The following is a 17,651-nucleotide window of genomic DNA, read 5'->3' on the forward strand; positions in this document are numbered from 1 at the left end:
GCGAAGGGGAGGGACTGAGGTCCCCACCCCGAAAAAGGCAGCCGCTACGGCTGCCTTTTTCGTTCCGCAGACGCTTCGGCCACGCCGTCGAGGGAAAGGCCGGTCAGATATTCCGAGACCTGCCACAGCCTGCGCCAGACCGCCTTGACCTGCGCAGCAGGAACGATCTTTGCGAGCGCAGGTGAGCCTTTCAGCTCATAAAATCCATCGGGACCGTACATGGCGCCACCTTTCGCATCCGGCGAAGTCGCGGCAAACAGCGTCGGCAGTGCGCCGGCGGCCGCCGATTGGGAGAGCAGGGGTTCCAGCAACTTGCTGAAACGCTCCTGCCAGCTCGGGCCAGTACGTCCCATGCGCGGACCAGTGCTCTGCAATCCGGTCACCGCGTAGCCCGGATGTGCCGCGTTGCTCCTCAGATTCCAGCCCTGCGCTCTGGCCATACGATCGAGTTCCAGGCTGAACATCAGCGTTGCAAGCTTGGACTGCGCGTAGGCTGACCAGTATCCGTAACGTTGCTCGCATTGCAGGTCGTCGAAGTTGATCTTGCCGGAGCGGTGGGCCAGGCTGCTGACCGTAACGATGCGCGGGGCGCTGCCCGACAATACTTTGGGCAATAGCCGCAGGTTTAGGGCGAAATGGCCGATGTAATTGGCACCGAGCTGCATTTCAAACCCGTCTTCGGTGACATGGCGCGTCGGGATTGCCATTACGCCGGCATTGTTGATGAGCAGGTCGATGCGTGGAAGCGAGGCGGAGAGACGGGTGGCGCAGTTTGCCACCGATGTCAGGCTCGCCAGATCGAGCGGTTCGAAACTTACCTCGGCGCCGGCATGTGCCGCACGGATTTCCGCGAGCGTTTGCTTGCCCTTTTCCACATTGCGCGATGCGACAATGACGCGGGCACCCGCCCCGGCAAGCGCCTTGGCCGTTTCATATCCGATACCGCTCGTCGCGCCGGTAATGACCGCGATGCAGCCCGTCTGGTCCGGTATGTCCTTCGTCATCCAGTCAGCCATGAAAGTTCCCTTTGCGGTGCGGCGCCTGCCGAGTTGCCTGTTAGTATCATATATTGCACTAAATGCAAAAATGCAATAAATACAAAAATACACAAAATGTTTATGGAGAAGGACGTGCGCAAAGACGATGGATTGACGGGCTTGCCTTGGAATTGCCATGCTGCGAGAGATCGTCGCATCAATGGTCAATCGCATTTCAGACAGGTGGGATAATCATGATCGCTAGAACTGCATGCTCCGATTTCCTGCATTTTTTCCGCTCCTGGCTGAGCAACCCGCTGAGGGTTGCGGCCATTGCGCCCTCCGGCGATTCGCTCGCGCGGATCATGACCAGCGAGATCGCGGCCCTGGATGGTCCGATTATCGAGCTTGGGCCGGGCACCGGCGTCTTCACCCGCGCGCTGCTTGCGCGTGGTATCAGCGAATCCGATCTGACGCTGATCGAGTACGGTCCGGAATTCATCGGGTCGCTTCAGAAGCGTTTTCCCGATGCACGCATCCTGCAGATGGATGCCGCTCAGCTGGCGCAGGCCGATATATTCGAGGGTGAACCTGTCGGCGCAGTCGTCAGCGGCTTGCCGCTGCTTTCCATGTCGCCGCGCAAGATCGCCTCGATCCTAGCCGGTGCCTTTGTCTATATGCGGGCCGGCGGCGCCTTCTATCAGTTCACCTATGGGCCGCGCTGTCCTGTGCCGCGCCCGATCCTTGACCGCCTGGGCCTGAAGGCCACGCGCATCGGCGGCACGGTACGCAATCTGCCGCCGGCCTCCGTCTACCGGATCTCGCGCCGCAAGCCGCTGGAGCTTTCGCGTGAGCGTTTCAAATATCGCAGTAGCGGAGCGGATATGGAGATCTCCGCTTTCCCCGAAGCGGATGACTGAATGACACCTGATGGAAATGACAGAGAAGAAACAGCCTGAAGCCGTAGAGGGCAGGCGCGAGCGCAAGCGGCGCCAGACCCGCGAGCGCATCGAGCAGGCAGCGATGACCCTCTTTCTGGAGCGCGGCTTCGACGCCACGACGATTGAGGAAATCACCGAAGCCGCAGATGTCTCGAAGCGTAGTTTCTTTGATTATTTCCCGTCGAAGGAAGAGGTCGTCTTCGCTTGGCAGGATTCTTTTGCTGACCGCCTGATGGCGGCGATTGCCGCACGTCCGGCCGCCGAATCCTCCGTCAAGGCTGTAGAAGAGGCCCTTATCGTCACCGTAACCGCCTCAGCTGACGAGCGCGCTCTGGCGCTCGGTGAGCTGATCCATTGCACGCCGACCCTCAAGGCCCGCGATCAGCTTAAATATGCCAAGCTGGAGCAGAAGCTTACCGAGGCGCTGATCGCCCGCAAGGGCGGCGATCCTGATGTGCGGACACACATGCGCTTGCTTTCGGCTGTTGTCATCGGCGCGCTGCGCGTTGGCGGTGAGCTCTGGGAGCGGCGCGTGCCAGGTACTTCGACCGAAAGTGTCGCGATGGAAGCCTTCGCACGCGAGATCCTTGGTGAGCTCTGGAAGATGCTGGCCGAATTCGGTGAAGAAGCAAAGTCCGGGTTCTAGGCGGTTTCACGCCTGGACGATCCCCCTTCTTGTTGTCGCGGTGCTTCGGATCGATGCCGTTCCGGGATGTTGGCGACGCGCGTGAGATCCGCCGCCCGTTCAAGATGAATGTTCTTGGCCCGTGGCTGTCATGCAAGCAGTGCTGCCCTATATGCTGCAAACGCAGCAGCGGCCACATCCTCAATGTCATCTCGATGGACGGGATCATCACCATGCCGGGCATCGCTTTTCATCATGGCAGCAAGTTCGCCCGCGAAGGCATTTCCGAGAACCTCGGCAAAAGGGGCGGGAGCTTTGTCAACCAGGTGATGGTCGTCGAGCTGCGCGACCAAAAAAGGCAGCGTCTGCAATGCTGACGCTCATTGCATCCGACGATCCGCCGGCCCATCTGTTGCTTGGGCGTGACGCGATTAGCTCCGTTCGCGAAAGGCTGGAGTCTCTCAAGACCATATTCGACACTTGAGGGCAGGTCTCCGGCTCCGCCGATTTTGAGTGATTTTATTGACCAAGAGAGGAAGAGACGATGACTGATTACAATGCAGCGAAATCCGGCACCTTCAAGATCGGTGGCGATCTGGAGGTCAACCGCCTTGGCTTCGGCGCCATGCGCATTACCGGCGACGGTATCTGGGGCAATCCTGCCGATCACGATGAATCGATCCGCACGCTGAAGCGCCTGCCGGAATTGGGCGTCAACTTCATCGATACCGCGGATTCCTATGGTCCTGACGTTTCCGAGTGGCTCATCAAGGAAGCGCTCCATCCCTATAAGAAGGGCCTCGTCGTCGCCACCAAGGGCGGCCTCACGCGCCACGGTCCCAATATCTGGCTGCCGCTCGGCCGCCCGGAATATCTGATCCAGCAGGTGCACAAGAGCCTGCGCAATCTCGGCGTCGAACAGATCGATCTCTGGCAGTTGCACCGTATCGACCCGAAGGTCCCGGCCAAGGAACAGTTCGACGCAATCAAGTCGCTGCTCGATTCCGGCCTGATTCGCCATGCGGGTCTCAGCGAAGTCTCGGTCGCCGATATCGAGGCGGCCTCCAAGGTCTTCAAGGTCGCGACGGTCCAGAACCGCTACAATCTCGTCGACCGCACCAGCGAAGATGTGCTCGACTATTGCGCCAAGCATAATATCGGCTTCATCCCCTGGTACCCGTTGGCAGCCGGCGATCTCGCCAAGCCCGGCTCACTGCTCGATACGATTGCCAAAAAACACAATGCTGCCCCCAGCCAGATCGCGCTTGACTGGGTACTGAAACGCAGCCCGGTGATGCTGCCGATCCCCGGCACGTCGAAGGTCAAGCATCTCGAAGAAAACGTTGCAGCCGTGAACATTACTCTGTCCGACAACGAGTTCACCGCTCTCGACGCCGAAGGCAAGAAGCTCTTCAAGGCTGCCTGATTGGAATAGGACCGGCATTTGAACGGTCGCGATCTCAGTCGCGGCCGTTTTCGTTTTCCGCCTTGCGCCGCTGTTTCCCGAAGAGTGCCCAGAAAGACGCGCAGCTTTGATGATGCGTGCCTTTCGCCAATAATAAAGGCAAGGGACAAGGGGAAGGGCGGCGGCATCTGGTCCTATCCGCCGCAATGTGCGGAATAATTTTGATCAGTTGATAAAAGATGCCGCAAAATGAGGCGCGTGTGTGACGCTAACTAGGCAAGCATTGCGCCCAATGCATTGCTGCATTGCGGTAATTTCGCTATTCTCCATCAAATGAATTGGGTATTAATAATCCCGAAGGCAGCGCACTCCTCCTCCCAGCGCTCCCTTTCATCGGACTGACAACACTCCTCCTCCCAGTTGTCAGTCAGGATCAAGAGCCCGACGCACCTCCTCCCGCGTCGGGCTCTTTTCTTTTCCGGATCAAATCTCGCCTAAAACCTTCGTGAAATTGACTCGGCTCGCGGGCTCGGACTATCTGGAAGCGCGCCGCAAGCGCATATCGGTGGCTTGGCGCGATGACGCCTGAACCTGCGGAGATGTCATGATCGGCGGATGCGGCGTTTCTCGCAAAGCCCTCGCAGCCCTGCTTGTCCTGTGTTTTGGTCTTGTTTCCTGCGGGCGGCCGATCGGCGTCATGCAGGCAGCCGGCACCGTTCCGCCGGGTACTTCGCGCGTCGACCTTCTGGTGGCAACCACGCGTGCTGCGGATGAAAATCCGGCGGTGCTCTTCTCCGGCGAGCGCGGCACCGGGTTGATGGTTGATGCCGTCGATGTCTCCATTCCGCCGGAAGCCAACCGCAAGGCTGGCCAAGTGCAATGGCCGCGTCGCCTGCCTGCCGATCCTCTCAAGGATTTCGTCACCGTCGCAGTTGACCCGCTCGATGGCGAGAAGGCGGGCGAGAACTGGTTGAGGACGCACATGCCGAAGAGCAAGCGCGTGCTCATCTTCGTGCATGGCTTCAACAATCGCTATGAGGATGCGGTCTATCGTTTTGCGCAGATCGTCCATGATTCGCATGCCGACGTTGCGCCCGTCGTTTTCACCTGGCCCTCGCGCGCCAGCATTTTCGACTACAATTATGACAAGGAAAGCACCAACTATTCGCGTGATGCGCTGGAAGAGTTGCTGCGGCGCACGGCCAACAATCCGGCTGTCGGCGATATCACCGTCATGGCCCACTCCATGGGCACATGGCTGACGGTGGAGGCGCTGCGTCAGATGGCGATCCGCGACGGCCGCGTCGCCTCCAAGATCAACAACATCATTCTTGCCTCGCCGGACCTCGATGTCGACGTGTTCGGTCGTCAGTTCCAGAGCCTCGGCAAGGACAGGCCGCATTTCACCATCTTCGTATCCCAGGACGACCGGGCACTGGCGCTCTCGCGCCGCATCTCCGGCAATGTCGATCGTCTCGGCCAGATCGATCCCTCGGCCGAGCCTTATCGCAGCAAGTTGGAAGCGGCCGGTATCACCGTGCTTGACCTGACCAAGCTGAAGACCGGCGATCGCCTGAACCACGGCAAGTTTGCCGAAAGCCCTGAAGTGGTGAAGCTCATCGGCGACCGGCTGATTGCCGGTCAGACCATCACCGATTCCGAAGTCGGGCTCGGTGAGGCCGTCGGTGCAGTCGCCATGGGCGCTGCACAGACGGCCGGCAGCGCAGTCAGTCTCGCAGTCAGCACACCGATCGCCATTTTCGATCCTCGCACTCGCCGCAACTATGACAGCCAGGTTCGCCGCCTCGGCCAGTCAATGAACAATACGGTGGGGTCCGTGGGCGATAGCGTCGGTGCCGGCCTGCCGGAAGATCCACAGTAAAAAATCATAGGCATTCGCTTCGCGGTGATATATCACATCTCCGACACGGCACCGACTCTGCCGTGCGGTGGACAAAATATGGCGAATGAAACGAATGAGACGGTGGCCGTCGTTGGCGCCGGTGTGATCGGTGCTTCGATTGCTTTCGAACTGCAGCGACGCGGCTTTCAAGTCACGTTGATCGACAAGGGCGAGCCGGGCAGGGGAACCTCCTACGGCAATATGGCGAGCATCGCGCTCGACTTCGCGGCCGGTTCCGGTCCCTCGACCTGGAAGAAGCTGCCGCGCTGGCTGATCGATCCGGAAGGTCCGGTCTGGCTGCGGCCAGGCTATGCGGCAAAAATCCTGCCCTGGTTCCTGCGGTTTCTCGCGGCCGGCCGTCCGGCACGTTTGAGAGAGATCGAGGATGCGGGCATGAGCCTCTCCAGGATCGCTCTCGGCGATATCACCGCCATGCTCAATGCGATCGGCGCGCCCGACCTGATGACTGAAGAGGGCTGCCTTGCGATCTACGAGACCGAGGCCGAATTTGATGCGGACCGTGGCCACCTTGACCTGATGCGGCGCTACGGCATGGAATTCGAGGTGCTGAGCAACGGTGCGATCCAGTATTACGAGCCGACCCTCTCGCCGAAAATCGCCAAGGCCGTGCTGCTGCCGGACAACAAGTCGATCCGCGATCCCTATAAGCTGGTTGTAAAGCTTGCAGATGCGGCAAAGGCCGCCGGCGCCAACTTCGTGTCCGGGCAAGTGAAAACCGTCGAACGCAAGAGCGATGGCAGGACCGCCGTTCTTCTCGAAAACGGCAATCGCATCGAAGCCGACAAGGTAATCGTGGCAGCCGGGGTCCACACGCGTTTCCTCGCCGAGGCCCTCGGTGAGCCGATCCCGCTCGAAACCGAGCGTGGCTATCATACGCAGATCATGCAGCCCGGCATTTCCATGCGCTATTCGGTGATCTGGCCGCATCGCGCCTTCATGGTGACGCCGACCGCAGGCGGTATCCGTGTCGGCGGCAATGTCGAGCTGGCGGGGCTTACGGCCGCCCCCGATTTCCGCCGGCCGCGCGTGCTGGTGCGCCACGCGCAACGCATCCTTCCCGATCTCAAGGTCCAGGACACCAGCGAATGGATGGGCCATCGCCCGGCATTGCCTGATACGATCCCGATCGTTTCGCCTTCGTCGAAAATGCCTGGCGTCTTTTATGCCACCGGCCATGGCCATCTCGGTCTGACCTATTCGGCAACGACGGCGCGGTTGATCGCGGAAATGGTGGCAGGTGTCAAAACAGCAGTTGATATAAAACCATTCCGCATCGACAGATACTAGCATTGGTCATGGCCGGAACCTTCGTCACCCGCAATAATATCCGCGTCGATGGCCGCATCGCGCGTCACGTCTGATTGGGAGCTTGAGAAATGAGATGGAAGCGCACGATCCAGCTTCTGGATGTTCATGCCGAAGGTGAGATCGGCAAGGTCGCAATCGGTGGCGTGCCCAAAATTCCGGGCGAGACAGTCGCCGCCCAGCTTCACTGGCTGAACACCGACCCCAAGGGGCAGGAGCTTCGTCGTTTCCTCTGCCTCGAGCCGCGTGGTGCACCGATCGGGTCGGTCAACCTGTTGCTGCCACCGAAGCACCCGGACGCGGATGCGGCCTTCATCATCCTGCAGCCTGATCAGGCGCATGCGAGCTCCGGCTCGAACTCCATCTGCGTGACGACCGCTCTCCTGGAATCCGGCATCGTCGAGATGAAGGAGCCCGAAACCATCGTCACACTGGAAACTGCAGCCGGTCTCGTCAAGGCGACCGCCACTTGCCGCGACGGTCGCTGCGAGAAGGTGAAACTGACGATGGTGCCGTCCTTCGTCCACGAGCTGGATGTCGAGATCGACACGCCGCACTGGGGAAAGATCAAGGCCGACATCTGCTATGGCGGCATCTTTTATGCGCTGGTCGATGTCGGCCAGATCAATTCGAAGATCGAAAAGGCCAATGCCGCAGCACTCGTCCAGGCCGGCATGGTGCTGAAGGACCTCATCAACCGGCAGATGCCCGTCGTCCATCCGGAAATTCCGGCAATCTCGGGCGTCGCGTACGTCATGTTTCGCGATATCGAGGCCGATGGCACGGTGCGCACCTGCACGACCATGTGGCCTGGACGTGCAGACCGTTCGCCCTGCGGCACCGGCAATTCGGCCAATCTGGCAACCCTTTACGCTCGCGGAAAAGCGAAAGTCGGCGACACATTCAAGTCGAAGTCGATCATCGGATCGGAATTCGAAGTCGGCCTCCAGGCGGTGACGGAGGTCGCCGGCAAGCCTGCCGTCATCCCGACGATCACTGGCCGCGGATTCACCTTCGGCCTGTCGCAGGTCGCACTCGACCCCTTCGACCCGCATCCTCTCGGCTTTGCGCTGACGGATGTCTGGGGGCCTTCGGCCGGCGAGATCTGATCTCGCGTCTCAGCTATCAATAGACGAAGGGATCGACTTCGGCCTTGACGGGTTCGTCGGCGGCCGTGGGATAGATCACGCCCTTGCGCAGGATGATATTGGCATAGAGCCGCGGCTCGCTGGTCTGGATGACCGCATGGGCCGCGCGCACGCGGCCATAGAAATCCTGCCCGACCAGTGGAACGACCTCACGATCCGGCTCATGCCTGGCGCAGCAGGCGATCATTTCCTCATGAACGGGGTCGAGCTTGTCGCGTTCGGCCTTCACTGTTGAGCGGAAAATTGCTTCTGCCACGAAGTCGTCAATTGGCAGCACGCTCAAAACGGCATCAAGGACCGGAATGAGATGATGTCCGTCGAGCCGGATCAGCCGCCGCGCATGCTCGATACCCGGATAGTTGCCATCGACGATGGCAATTTCATCGCCATGGCCCATGCCGCGCAATGTCGCGAGCAGATCCGGGCTCAAGAGCGGGTCAAGCCCTTTCAGCATTGTCTATCTCCTTGAAGAGTACATTCTGGTCAGTAAGATAGCGCGCAAAGATCGGCAGGCTGGCGCCTCCGATGGCACGTGCCTGCGCGCCGACCAGGCCCTCCACGATGTCGGGCATGACGACGCCTTGCAGGTCGAGCTTTTCAGCTTCGTGGATCGTCGCGTAAACGATGCGCCGGCGCACCCAGTCCGGAAAGCCGCCATCGATGACGGCGGCGCTGAAGTCGATGATGGAGGCGGCCGCCACGATCGCCTGTGCCAGCGCCTTGGCCGTATCCTGGATCCAGGTTTCCATTGGTTCGCCGAAATCCACCCAGTCGTCGGCCGAATACCAGAGCGGCTGCGGATCTATGTCGCGCTCGCGCAGCATGTTTTCCAGCACGAAGATGGAAGCGATTTCCAGGAGCTGCAGCGTTTCGCCATTCTTGCCGCGCACGGGCAGTGGGCCGATGGCGCCTGCTGTGCCGGTTTTGCCGGAAAAGATCGCCGAATTGAGCACGATCCCGCCGCCGATGAAGGAACCGATGAAGAAATAGACGAAATCCGGATAGGACGGACCAATCCCGAAGACCAGTTCGGCACCACAGGCGCTGGTGGCGTCGTTCTGCAGGAAGACCTGATAGGCGACCTGTTCGGCAATCTCTGCCTGCAGGTCGAAGTCGCGCCAGACTTCCATGGCACCCTCGGGCGCACCCACTTCGTCCGCCCAGTTCCAAAGCTCGAAAGGAGCCGCGATGCCGAGCCCGGCTATACGGCTGCGCTCGCGTTCGTCGAGCCTCCCTTCCAGCTCCCTGATCCCCTTGGTGACAAAGGACAGGATTTCGTGCGGCAGGGGGTAGGCGTAGATCCTGTGCAATTGCAGCCGGATATTGCCGACGAAATCCATCAGCACGAGGTCGGCACTTCGCCGACCGATCTTCACGCCGAAGGAATAGACGGCGTCCGGATTGAGCCGCATCGGAATGGATGGCTGGCCGACGCGACCGCGGATCGGTTCGCCGCGCGAAAGCAGGCCTTCCTTCTCCAGCGCGCGCATGATGACGGAGACGGTTTGGGCCGAAAGCCCGCTGCGGCGTGCGATATCGGCCTTCGATAACGCGCCGTATAGGCGCACCAGCGACAGCACGAGCCGTTCGTTATAGGCGCGCACCCTGATCTGGTTCGCACCTCCCGACGGATTTAGAATTGGTGGTGGGGCCGGCATGGAATCCGGACAATCCAAGGACGACATTGGCCACTCCTCCCGTTTAACGGCCTATGCCCGATTTCTCGCCAGCATGCCACATCGAATTAATAATTCAATTGGATTTATTTATTGACAAGCGGTTTTCTTTCGCTCTTAATTGCCAGCGTCAACGGCACGGGACGGCTTTGGGAGGGGCTCATGTCACATTCCGCAAGTCTCGCCGTGCATGAATTCCGGTGCCGCCTTGGGGGCGGGCCGGCTAATCTGGGAGGAGTTCATGAAGAAATCAGTTCTCGCTTTCGGCGCGCTCGCGCTCGGCGTCGCCTTTTCCGCTCCGGCAATGGCGGCGGATGTTTCCGCATGCCTGATCACCAAGACCGACACCAACCCCTTCTTCGTGAAGATGAAGGAAGGTGCGACAGCCAAGGCCAAGGAACTCGGCGTCACGCTGAAGTCCTATGCCGGCAAGATCGACGGTGACAGCGAAAGCCAGGTCGCAGCGATCGAAAGCTGCATTGCCGATGGCGCAAAAGGCATTCTGATCGCCGCTTCGGACACCAAGGGCATCGTGCCCTCGGTCAAGAAGGCTCGCGACGCCGGCCTGCTGGTCATCGCACTCGACACGCCGCTTGAGCCGGCCGATGCCGCAGACGCCACGTTTGCAACCGACAACCTGCTCGCCGGCAAGCTGATCGGTCAGTGGGCCAAGGAAACGCTGGGCGACAAGGCAAAGGACGCCAGGGTCGGCTTCCTCGACCTGACGCCGTCGCAGCCGACTGTCGACGTCCTGCGCGACCAGGGCTTCATGATGGGCTTCGGCATCGACCCGAAGGACCCGAACAAGATCGGCGACGAAGACGACAAGCGCATCGTCGGCCATGACGTGACGAACGGCAACGAGGAGGGCGGCCGCAAGGCCATGGAAAACCTTCTCCAGAAGGACCCGAGCATCAACGTCATCCACACGATCAACGAGCCGGCTGCGGTCGGCGCCTATCAGGCCCTGAAGGCCGTCGGCATGGAGAAGAACGTACTGATCGTATCGGTCGACGGTGGTTGCCCGGGCGTGAAGTCGGTCAAGGAAGGCGTCATCGGTGCGACCTCGCAGCAATATCCGCTGATGATGGCATCGCTCGGCGTCGAGGCGATCAAGAAGTTCGCTGACGGCGGTGAAAAGCCGAAGCCGACCGAAGGCAAGTCCTTCTTCGACACCGGCGTTTCCCTCGTCACCGACAAGCCGGTTTCCGGCGTCAAGTCGATCGACACGAAGGAAGGCACGGACAAGTGCTGGGGCTAAGCCCTGCCTGAATAAGTGCGGAGTGGCCGGGGCTTGATCCCCGGCCGTTTTGGGCGGACCATATGCCGTCGCCCGACAAACCGGCTGAACAAAGACCGGAAGACTATCGGCGACGGCTTTCGCGTGAGTTCGGCGCGCGGCTGCGAAGGAGGAACAATGACCGGAGCACAGGAATTTGAACGCGTCCTCGACGAAAGCGACAAGAGTGTTGCCTCGTTCGAGCACGAGAATGTCTCGCTGATCAAGCGCGCGCAGCATTTTCTGCACTCGACACCGGCCGCCGTGCCGCTGATCGTGCTGATACTGTCGATCGTGATCTTCGGAATAACGATCGGCGGACGGTTCTTCTCGTCCTATACGCTGACGCTGATCCTGCAGCAGATCGCCATCGTCGGTATTCTCGGCGCCGGCCAGACGCTGGTTATCCTGACCGCCGGCATCGATCTTTCGATCGGCGTCATCATGGTCATCTCGGCCGTCATTATGGGCAATGTCGCCATCACCTATGGCATACCGACACCGATCGCGGTCGTAGCCGGCCTCGTCGTCGGTGGTCTCTGTGGATTGCTGAACGGTTTCCTCGTCGCCTTCATGAAGCTGCCGCCGTTCATCGTGACACTCGGCACCTGGAATATCGTCATGGCGACGAATTTCATCTATTCCGCCAATGAGACGATCCGCGATACCGATGTCGATGAACAGGCGCCGCTGCTCCATCTCTTCGCCACGAGCTTCAAGCTCGGCAGCGCGGTGCTGACCCTCGGTGTTATCGCCATGGTCCTGCTTGTCGTGCTGCTCTGGTATGTCCTCAATCACACCGCCTGGGGCCGGCATGTCTATGCCGTCGGCGATGATCCGGAAGCTGCCAAGCTCTCCGGCATCCAGACCAAGAAGGTGCTGCTGACCGTCTACACCATATCGGGTGTCATCGCTGCCTTCGCCGCCTGGGTCTCGATCGGCCGCAATGGCTCGATTTCCCCGTCCTCGGCCGTCACGGACTATAATCTGCAAGCGATCACCGCGACCGTCATCGGCGGCATATCGCTCTTCGGCGGCCGAGGCTCCATTCTCGGCACGCTCTTCGGCACCATGATCGTCGGTGTCGTGTCCATGGGGCTCAACATGCTCGGTGCCGACCCGCAATGGAAAGTCCTGCTGACAGGCGTGCTGATCATTGCCGCCGTCGCGATCGATCAATGGATCAGAAAGGTTTCGGTGTGACCATGGCTGGCGAACCCATTCTCACTGCCCGTGGCCTCGTCAAGCGTTATGGACGCGTGACTGCGCTCGACAATGCCGATTTCGACCTCTATCCGGGCGAAATCCTCGCTGTCATCGGCGATAACGGCGCCGGCAAATCCTCGCTCATCAAGGCGATATCGGGCGCAATCACGCCCGATGACGGAGTGATCACCCTGGAAGGCCGGCAGGTACAGTTCAGATCACCGATGGAAGCGCGCGAAGCGGGCATCGAAACCGTCTATCAGAACCTCGCCCTTTCGCCGGCGCTGTCGATTGCCGACAACATGTTCCTCGGCCGCGAGATCCGTAAGCCAGGTCCGTTGGGCTCGTGGTTCCGCATGCTCGACCGGCCGACGATGGAAAAGCAGGCACGCAACAAGCTGTCCGAACTCGGTCTGATGACTATCCAGAACATCAACCAGGCGGTGGAAACGCTCTCCGGCGGCCAACGCCAAGGCGTCGCCGTTGCCCGTGCGGCGGCTTTCGGTTCCAAGGTCATCATCATGGACGAGCCGACTGCCGCCCTCGGCGTCAAGGAAAGCCGCCGCGTGCTAGAACTGATCCTCGACGTGCGCGCCCGTGGCATCCCGATCGTGCTCATCTCGCACAACATGCCGCATGTCTTCGAGGTCGCGGACCGCGTTCACATCCACCGTCTCGGACGCCGCCTGACGGTCATCAATCCGAAGGAATACACGATGTCCGATGCCGTCGCCTTCATGACCGGCGCCAAGGCAGCCCCTGCGGAGCCCGTTGCGGCATGAATGCGAGAATAGGCGAAATCGTCGGCGAGGTCCTGAACCGCGCCGGCGATTCCAGGCGCTTCCTGATTGCGATTGCGGGGCCACCCGGCGCCGGCAAATCCACCATGGCCGACAATATCGCCGACGCCTTGAAGGTGCTGGGCGAGAGTGCTGCCGTTTTGCCCATGGATGGCTTCCATATGGACAATACGGTTCTCATCGAGCGCGGCCTGCTGGCTCGCAAGGGCATTCCGGAAACCTTCGATGTACGCGGCTTCCTCGATATTGTTCGAGCCGTGCGGCCCGCCGATCAGGAGGTCCTCGTTCCCGTCTTTGATCGTTCGCGCGAGCTTGCGATCGCGTCGGCCAGGCCGATCGATCCGCAGGACCGCTTCATCATCATCGAGGGCAACTATCTGCTCTTCACGCAGGGCAAATGGGCCGAGCTCGACGGCATCTTCGATTACACGATCATGCTCGCCCCGCCGATGGAAGTTCTGGAAGAGCGCCTCTGGGATCGCTGGCGCGGCTATAGACTGACCGAGGAGGAAGCGAGCGCCAAAGTCTACGGCAACGACCTGCCGAACGGCCGGCTCATTCTCGAAAATCGTCGGCCCGCCGACATCACATTGGAAATCGCGCTGGCCTGAGCAGTTGTTTCTGCACCGGTCTTGATGCTATCGAGGCGAAACCCGCATCGCTTCGGAGGCTCCCATGCAATCGATCACTATCCGCCGTCCTGACGACTGGCATCTGCATCTGCGCGACGGCGCCATGCTGGAAGGTGTGATCGGAGATACGAGCCGAACCTTCGCGCGCGCCATCATCATGCCGAACCTGGTCCCGCCGGTCGTCACGACCGCGGATGCGGCCGCTTATCGCCAGCGTATCATGAAGGCGCTTCCGGCCGGCCATCGCTTCCAGCCGCTGATGACGCTTTATCTCACCGAGCACACGAGCGCCGACGATGTGGAAGAGGGCAAGAAGAGCGGCCTCATCACCGCCGTAAAACTCTATCCGGCCGGCGCCACGACCAATTCGCACGGCGGCGTGCGCGATATGGAAAAGGCGATGCCGGTACTGGAGCGCATGGCGAAGATCGGCCTGCCGCTCTGCGTCCACGGCGAGGTGACGACGCCCGACGTCGATATTTTCGACCGCGAAGCCGTCTTCATCGAAACGGTGCTCGACCCGCTTCGCAAGCGCCTGCCGGAACTGAAGGTGACGATGGAGCACGTCACGACATCAGATGGAATCGACTATATCAAGTCGGCCAGGGGCAATCTTGCCGGCTCCATTACCACCCATCACCTGATCATCAACCGCAATGCCATCCTCGTCGGCGGCATTCGCCCGCATTATTACTGCCTGCCGGTCGCGAAACGCGAAAATCACCGGCTGGCATTGAGGGCGGCGGCGACCAGCGGCGATGCCAGGTTCTTCCTCGGCACGGATTCCGCGCCGCATGTCGACCCGTTGAAGGAATGTGCCTGCGGCTGCGCGGGGATCTATACCTCGATCAACACGATGAGCTGCCTTGCCCATGTGTTCGAGCAGGATCGCGCGCTCGACAGGCTGGAGGCCTTTGCCTCCTTGAATGGTCCGGCCTGGTATGGGCTCGAGCCGAACGAGGAACGTATCACGCTGGAGCGGCAGGCCGACCCCGTGGTCTTCCCCGCCAGGATCGAAACCGGCGCCGGGCCGGTTACCGTCTTCGATCCGATGTTTGCATTGCATTGGCAGATCAAAGCCTGAGAAGCTGTACAGGCTTGAATATTTTTCTTCTTATAGTTGCTGTCGAACGTTGATTTTGTAACGCTCGGCTGCGAAACCTATGTTTTTTAATGGAATGCGTAAGACATTCGTCAGCAATGACGAGATAGATTTTTAAAAACGTTATCGGCGCGGCAAGAGCCGCGGAGATTTAAAGCATGATGCTTGACTATAATTCATTGCTGCTGGCGCTTGGCGTTTCAGCAACCTGCCTTGCCGTGACGCTCATGGGAAGCTGGCTTGCGCGCCGGGCTGAAACCTTTCTTCTCACCGGCGCATTCGGCCTCGTTCTCGTTGTCGCCGGCATTTTAGCCTATGCCCACTATGTGGAACAACCCGAGCGCCTGCTCGGTGCGGGTTGTTTCGTGCTGTTTCATGCCGGTTTTGCCACGATCTGGGGCGCGGGCTATCAGTTCCGCACCGGTCGGCTCCCGAAATCAGGCATCGTCGTGCGTGCACTTGTCGCCATGGTCGCATCCATTCCGCCGATGATCGCCGGGCTGGATGGTCTGGCCTTCATCGCGGATAATCTCGCCATCGCCTTCCTGCTCTTCACCACCGCCCGGCAATATTGGCTTGACCGCGCAGAAGCACCTGCGCCGATATCAGGCATTACCGCCCTCTACACATTGACGGCGATTTCCTTCGTCCTCTGCGCCGCAGTCTTGATCTGGGACGGCAAGCTGGTGCTCGGGGCCGCACCCAGCAATTGGGCCGAAGACCTCAGTATCGCCGTGTGCATCGCCGGGATGACCGGCATCGGCGCCTTGTCGCTGGCACTGCATCAATGGCGGCTTGCCGCCCGTCACCGCATGGATGCGATCACCGATCCGCTGACGGGGTTAGTGAACCGCCGCGCTCTGTTCGATCAATATGGCGTCCGCTCCATGGATGCTTCGACCGCCGTCATCGTCTTCGACATCGATTATTTCAAATCGGTCAACGACCGCTACGGCCATGCGGCCGGTGATCACGTCCTGAAAGTCTTTGCCGGCGAACTCTCCGCCAATTGTCGCGGCGGTGATACGGCCGCCCGCCTCGGTGGCGAGGAATTCGCGCTGGTGCTGAGGGAAATCATGCCCGGCCGCGCCGAGCTTGCCGCCGAGCGCATTCGCAAGGCTTTCGAGGAGCGCGACATCTATGTCGAGGACGAAGTGCTGAAATGCACTGTCAGCGTCGGCGTCGCGCCCGGACGTTCCGAGCCGCTGGATTTCGATGCCATGCTGAACGAGGCGGACAAGGCGCTCTATGCCGCAAAACGCGCCGGCCGCAACCGCGTCGAACTCGCCAGCCACCTTCATTCGGTGCCGGCAGGTGTTGCGCGCTCGGCCTCTTGATCCGTCTCCCGACCTTTCGTAATGTGAGATCGGCCGGATGCAGCCAGCCGCCCCGCGATGCGCAAGCATAATGGTGAATGCGTCCAACTCCACCTTCACATCCTTGCTCTGGCAATCGATGGCGAACGGGTCAGCAGACGCGGGCACTGATCTTCCTGTTTGCCGCCAACGGAGAAGGATGAACCATGCGCGATTTTCGCGATGCCAAGCTTATGGCAAAAACCCTGCGGCAGGCGCTTGCCGACCGCGATATTTCCCTCACCCATAGCGAAACCCTGGAGATTGTCGCCAGACAATTCGGCCTCGACCAGTGGAATATTCTCTCGGCAAAGCTGGATGAGGCCGAAGGTGCGAAATCTGCTATCGGTATCGAACCACCTGTGCCGATCTTCCGCATCTTCTCGGTCGAGAAAGCCATGGAATTCTACTGCGGCTTCCTGGGTTTCACGCTCGACTGGGAGCATCGTTTCGGCGAAAACTCCCCGCTCTATTGCCAGGTCTCCCGCGAGAATATGCAGTTGCACCTGAGCGAACATTCCGGCGATGCCAGCCCAGGCGCGCGAGCCTTCGTACGGGTGAGGGATGTCCGAGCCTATCAGGCAGAACTCGCCGGCAAACGCTATCGCTACATGAACCCGGGTGTCGAAGAAGCGCCCTGGGGCCTCGAAATGGGCGTCATCGACCCCTTCAACAACCGCATCACCTTCTGCCAGCAGAGCTAAAGCAATTCCAGCAAAGGTGTGCCGCGGTTCTGCGTCCGGAATTGCGCAGAAACAGCGAAGGGCGGAGGGCTATTCCCTCCGCCCTTTTCAAATGATCATGAGCGCCCGCACGAAAGCGACCGAGGCCAGCAGCGAGGCGATCGTGCGCACGTGGTTCCACCACGTCCAGTCCCTGAGATAGGTCGTCCAGAGCTGCACCGCTTCTGGCCCGTTGCCGCTGACTTTCGCCAGCGCATCATTCATCGGCACGTTGAAGACGATGGTCGAGAGGAAGGATGCGATGACATAGAGTGCCACGCCGGCCAGCATCATCGAAGAGGCGCCGCCGCGCCAGTTCACGAAGGCCAGCACTCCGATGACGACGCAGAGGATCGCCACCGGCACGAAAAGCAGCATGAAAGGCGAGCGGACGACGGTCACGTTGATGGAATTCATCGCAGCAATGCCCTGCTCGGCAGGGATGCGCGAAAAGGCAGTCATGATGAAGGTGGAGAAAGCAAAGAAGATGCCGGCGACAAGGCCGCTGCCGATCGCAGCGGCAATAAGGGAAATGACGAGAACGATCTGCATGG

At 60.3% G+C, this 17,651-nt stretch carries 18 protein-coding genes; 14 read left to right on the top strand and 4 right to left on the bottom strand.

The annotated features are described in order from the left end of the window. Positions 1–44: 44 nt before the first annotated feature. Positions 45–1,016 carry an oxidoreductase gene (locus FHT93_RS12945; RefSeq protein ID WP_183847879.1) on the bottom strand — a complete coding sequence of 324 codons (972 nt, stop codon included), beginning with the start codon at positions 1,014–1,016 and terminating at the stop codon, positions 45–47. 215 nt (positions 1,017–1,231) lie between these two features. On the opposite strand from FHT93_RS12945, the gene FHT93_RS12950 reads away from it, so the two are divergent. The 7 genes from FHT93_RS12950 (at position 1,232) to FHT93_RS12980 (ending at position 8,286) form a co-directional block, all read left to right on the top strand. Further along, positions 1,232–1,897 carry a methyltransferase domain-containing protein gene (locus FHT93_RS12950; protein WP_112969974.1) on the top strand — a complete coding sequence of 222 codons (666 nt, stop codon included), beginning with the start codon at positions 1,232–1,234 and terminating at the stop codon, positions 1,895–1,897. Positions 1,898–1,913: 16 nt separating this feature from the next. Then, on the top strand, positions 1,914–2,564 hold the full coding sequence (locus FHT93_RS12955) for a TetR family transcriptional regulator (RefSeq protein WP_113013201.1): 651 nt from the start codon (positions 1,914–1,916) through the stop codon (positions 2,562–2,564). 53 nt (positions 2,565–2,617) lie between these two features. Continuing rightward, a complete protein-coding gene (locus FHT93_RS12960; protein WP_210299280.1) occupies positions 2,618–2,920 on the top strand; it encodes an SDR family NAD(P)-dependent oxidoreductase in 303 nt (100 codons plus the stop codon). Between the two features lie 167 nt (positions 2,921–3,087). Next, positions 3,088–3,969, top strand: coding sequence for an aldo/keto reductase (locus tag FHT93_RS12965; RefSeq protein WP_113013058.1), 882 nt, complete (start codon positions 3,088–3,090; stop codon positions 3,967–3,969). A gap of 583 nt (positions 3,970–4,552) precedes the next feature. After that, positions 4,553–5,830, top strand: coding sequence for an alpha/beta hydrolase (locus tag FHT93_RS12970; RefSeq protein ID WP_113013057.1), 1,278 nt, complete (start codon positions 4,553–4,555; stop codon positions 5,828–5,830). A gap of 78 nt (positions 5,831–5,908) precedes the next feature. Then, entirely contained in the window at positions 5,909–7,159 is a 1,251-nt protein-coding gene (locus FHT93_RS12975) for an FAD-binding oxidoreductase (RefSeq protein WP_183847881.1), read from the top strand. Between the two features lie 89 nt (positions 7,160–7,248). Further along, entirely contained in the window at positions 7,249–8,286 is a 1,038-nt protein-coding gene (locus FHT93_RS12980; RefSeq protein WP_113013055.1) for a 4-hydroxyproline epimerase, read from the top strand. 16 nt (positions 8,287–8,302) lie between these two features. Here the strand turns inward: FHT93_RS12980 and FHT93_RS12985 are convergent, their stop codons facing one another. Together FHT93_RS12985 and FHT93_RS12990 are read right to left on the bottom strand one after the other, a co-directional pair. Beyond that, positions 8,303–8,779, bottom strand: coding sequence for an RbsD/FucU domain-containing protein (locus FHT93_RS12985; protein WP_113013054.1), 477 nt, complete (start codon positions 8,777–8,779; stop codon positions 8,303–8,305). Further along, entirely contained in the window at positions 8,763–10,010 is a 1,248-nt protein-coding gene (locus FHT93_RS12990) for an ROK family transcriptional regulator (protein WP_183847883.1), read from the bottom strand. Before FHT93_RS12990 ends, FHT93_RS12985 begins: the two co-directional genes overlap by 17 nt. A 232-nt stretch (positions 10,011–10,242) precedes the next feature. Between FHT93_RS12990 and FHT93_RS12995 the strand changes: the two genes are divergently transcribed. The 7 genes from FHT93_RS12995 to FHT93_RS13025 all read left to right on the top strand — a co-directional run bounded on the left by FHT93_RS12995 (position 10,243) and on the right by FHT93_RS13025 (position 17,079). Beyond that, positions 10,243–11,262 carry a sugar ABC transporter substrate-binding protein gene (locus tag FHT93_RS12995; protein ID WP_112969968.1) on the top strand — a complete coding sequence of 340 codons (1,020 nt, stop codon included), beginning with the start codon at positions 10,243–10,245 and terminating at the stop codon, positions 11,260–11,262. A 156-nt stretch (positions 11,263–11,418) separates the two neighbouring features. Further along, a complete protein-coding gene (locus FHT93_RS13000) occupies positions 11,419–12,483 on the top strand; it encodes an ABC transporter permease (RefSeq protein WP_112541768.1) in 1,065 nt (354 codons plus the stop codon). A 2-nt stretch (positions 12,484–12,485) separates the two neighbouring features. Further along, the gene (locus tag FHT93_RS13005) at positions 12,486–13,268 is read left to right on the top strand and encodes an ATP-binding cassette domain-containing protein (RefSeq protein WP_112541767.1); all 783 of its coding nucleotides are present in this window, start codon (positions 12,486–12,488) and stop codon (positions 13,266–13,268) included. Further along, on the top strand, positions 13,265–13,897 hold the full coding sequence (locus tag FHT93_RS13010; RefSeq protein WP_112541766.1) for a nucleoside triphosphate hydrolase: 633 nt from the start codon (positions 13,265–13,267) through the stop codon (positions 13,895–13,897). Before FHT93_RS13005 ends, FHT93_RS13010 begins: the two co-directional genes overlap by 4 nt. A gap of 64 nt (positions 13,898–13,961) precedes the next feature. After that, positions 13,962–15,002: a dihydroorotase gene (gene pyrC, locus FHT93_RS13015; protein WP_183847885.1), complete on the top strand. Its 1,041-nt coding sequence runs from the start codon at positions 13,962–13,964 to the stop codon at positions 15,000–15,002. Between the two features lie 176 nt (positions 15,003–15,178). Beyond that, the gene (locus tag FHT93_RS13020) at positions 15,179–16,357 is read left to right on the top strand and encodes a GGDEF domain-containing protein (RefSeq protein WP_183847887.1); all 1,179 of its coding nucleotides are present in this window, start codon (positions 15,179–15,181) and stop codon (positions 16,355–16,357) included. Positions 16,358–16,542: 185 nt separating this feature from the next. Continuing rightward, the gene (locus tag FHT93_RS13025) at positions 16,543–17,079 is read left to right on the top strand and encodes a glyoxalase superfamily protein (RefSeq protein WP_183847889.1); all 537 of its coding nucleotides are present in this window, start codon (positions 16,543–16,545) and stop codon (positions 17,077–17,079) included. Positions 17,080–17,166: 87 nt separating this feature from the next. Here the strand turns inward: FHT93_RS13025 and FHT93_RS13030 are convergent, their stop codons facing one another. Next, positions 17,167–17,649 (bottom strand): anthrone oxygenase family protein, encoded by a 483-nt coding sequence (locus FHT93_RS13030; RefSeq protein ID WP_183847891.1) that lies wholly within the window; start codon positions 17,647–17,649, stop codon positions 17,167–17,169. Positions 17,650–17,651: the final 2 nt, after the last annotated feature.

The organism is Rhizobium sp. BK379 (assembly GCF_014193955.1).
In the GTDB taxonomy this organism is placed as follows: Bacteria; Pseudomonadota; Alphaproteobacteria; order Rhizobiales; family Rhizobiaceae; genus Rhizobium.

Bases quoted from the DNA above. Each gene is read 5' to 3' on its own strand.
- FHT93_RS12945 (WP_183847879.1), bottom strand. From the start codon at position 1,016: ATGGCTGACTGGATGACGAAGGACATACCGGACCAGACGGGCTGCATC.
- FHT93_RS12950 (WP_112969974.1), top strand. From the start codon at position 1,232: ATGATCGCTAGAACTGCATGCTCCGATTTCCTGCATTTTTTCCGCTCC.
- FHT93_RS12955 (WP_113013201.1), top strand. From the start codon at position 1,914: ATGACAGAGAAGAAACAGCCTGAAGCCGTAGAGGGCAGGCGCGAGCGC.
- FHT93_RS12960 (WP_210299280.1), top strand. From the start codon at position 2,618: ATGCCGTTCCGGGATGTTGGCGACGCGCGTGAGATCCGCCGCCCGTTC.
- FHT93_RS12965 (WP_113013058.1), top strand. From the start codon at position 3,088: ATGACTGATTACAATGCAGCGAAATCCGGCACCTTCAAGATCGGTGGC.
- FHT93_RS12970 (WP_113013057.1), top strand. From the start codon at position 4,553: ATGATCGGCGGATGCGGCGTTTCTCGCAAAGCCCTCGCAGCCCTGCTT.
- FHT93_RS12975 (WP_183847881.1), top strand. From the start codon at position 5,909: ATGGCGAATGAAACGAATGAGACGGTGGCCGTCGTTGGCGCCGGTGTG.
- FHT93_RS12980 (WP_113013055.1), top strand. From the start codon at position 7,249: ATGAGATGGAAGCGCACGATCCAGCTTCTGGATGTTCATGCCGAAGGT.
- FHT93_RS12985 (WP_113013054.1), bottom strand. From the start codon at position 8,779: ATGCTGAAAGGGCTTGACCCGCTCTTGAGCCCGGATCTGCTCGCGACA.
- FHT93_RS12990 (WP_183847883.1), bottom strand. From the start codon at position 10,010: ATGTCGTCCTTGGATTGTCCGGATTCCATGCCGGCCCCACCACCAATT.
- FHT93_RS12995 (WP_112969968.1), top strand. From the start codon at position 10,243: ATGAAGAAATCAGTTCTCGCTTTCGGCGCGCTCGCGCTCGGCGTCGCC.
- FHT93_RS13000 (WP_112541768.1), top strand. From the start codon at position 11,419: ATGACCGGAGCACAGGAATTTGAACGCGTCCTCGACGAAAGCGACAAG.
- FHT93_RS13005 (WP_112541767.1), top strand. From the start codon at position 12,486: ATGGCTGGCGAACCCATTCTCACTGCCCGTGGCCTCGTCAAGCGTTAT.
- FHT93_RS13010 (WP_112541766.1), top strand. From the start codon at position 13,265: ATGAATGCGAGAATAGGCGAAATCGTCGGCGAGGTCCTGAACCGCGCC.
- pyrC (WP_183847885.1), top strand. From the start codon at position 13,962: ATGCAATCGATCACTATCCGCCGTCCTGACGACTGGCATCTGCATCTG.
- FHT93_RS13020 (WP_183847887.1), top strand. From the start codon at position 15,179: ATGATGCTTGACTATAATTCATTGCTGCTGGCGCTTGGCGTTTCAGCA.
- FHT93_RS13025 (WP_183847889.1), top strand. From the start codon at position 16,543: ATGCGCGATTTTCGCGATGCCAAGCTTATGGCAAAAACCCTGCGGCAG.
- FHT93_RS13030 (WP_183847891.1), bottom strand. From the start codon at position 17,649: ATGCAGATCGTTCTCGTCATTTCCCTTATTGCCGCTGCGATCGGCAGC.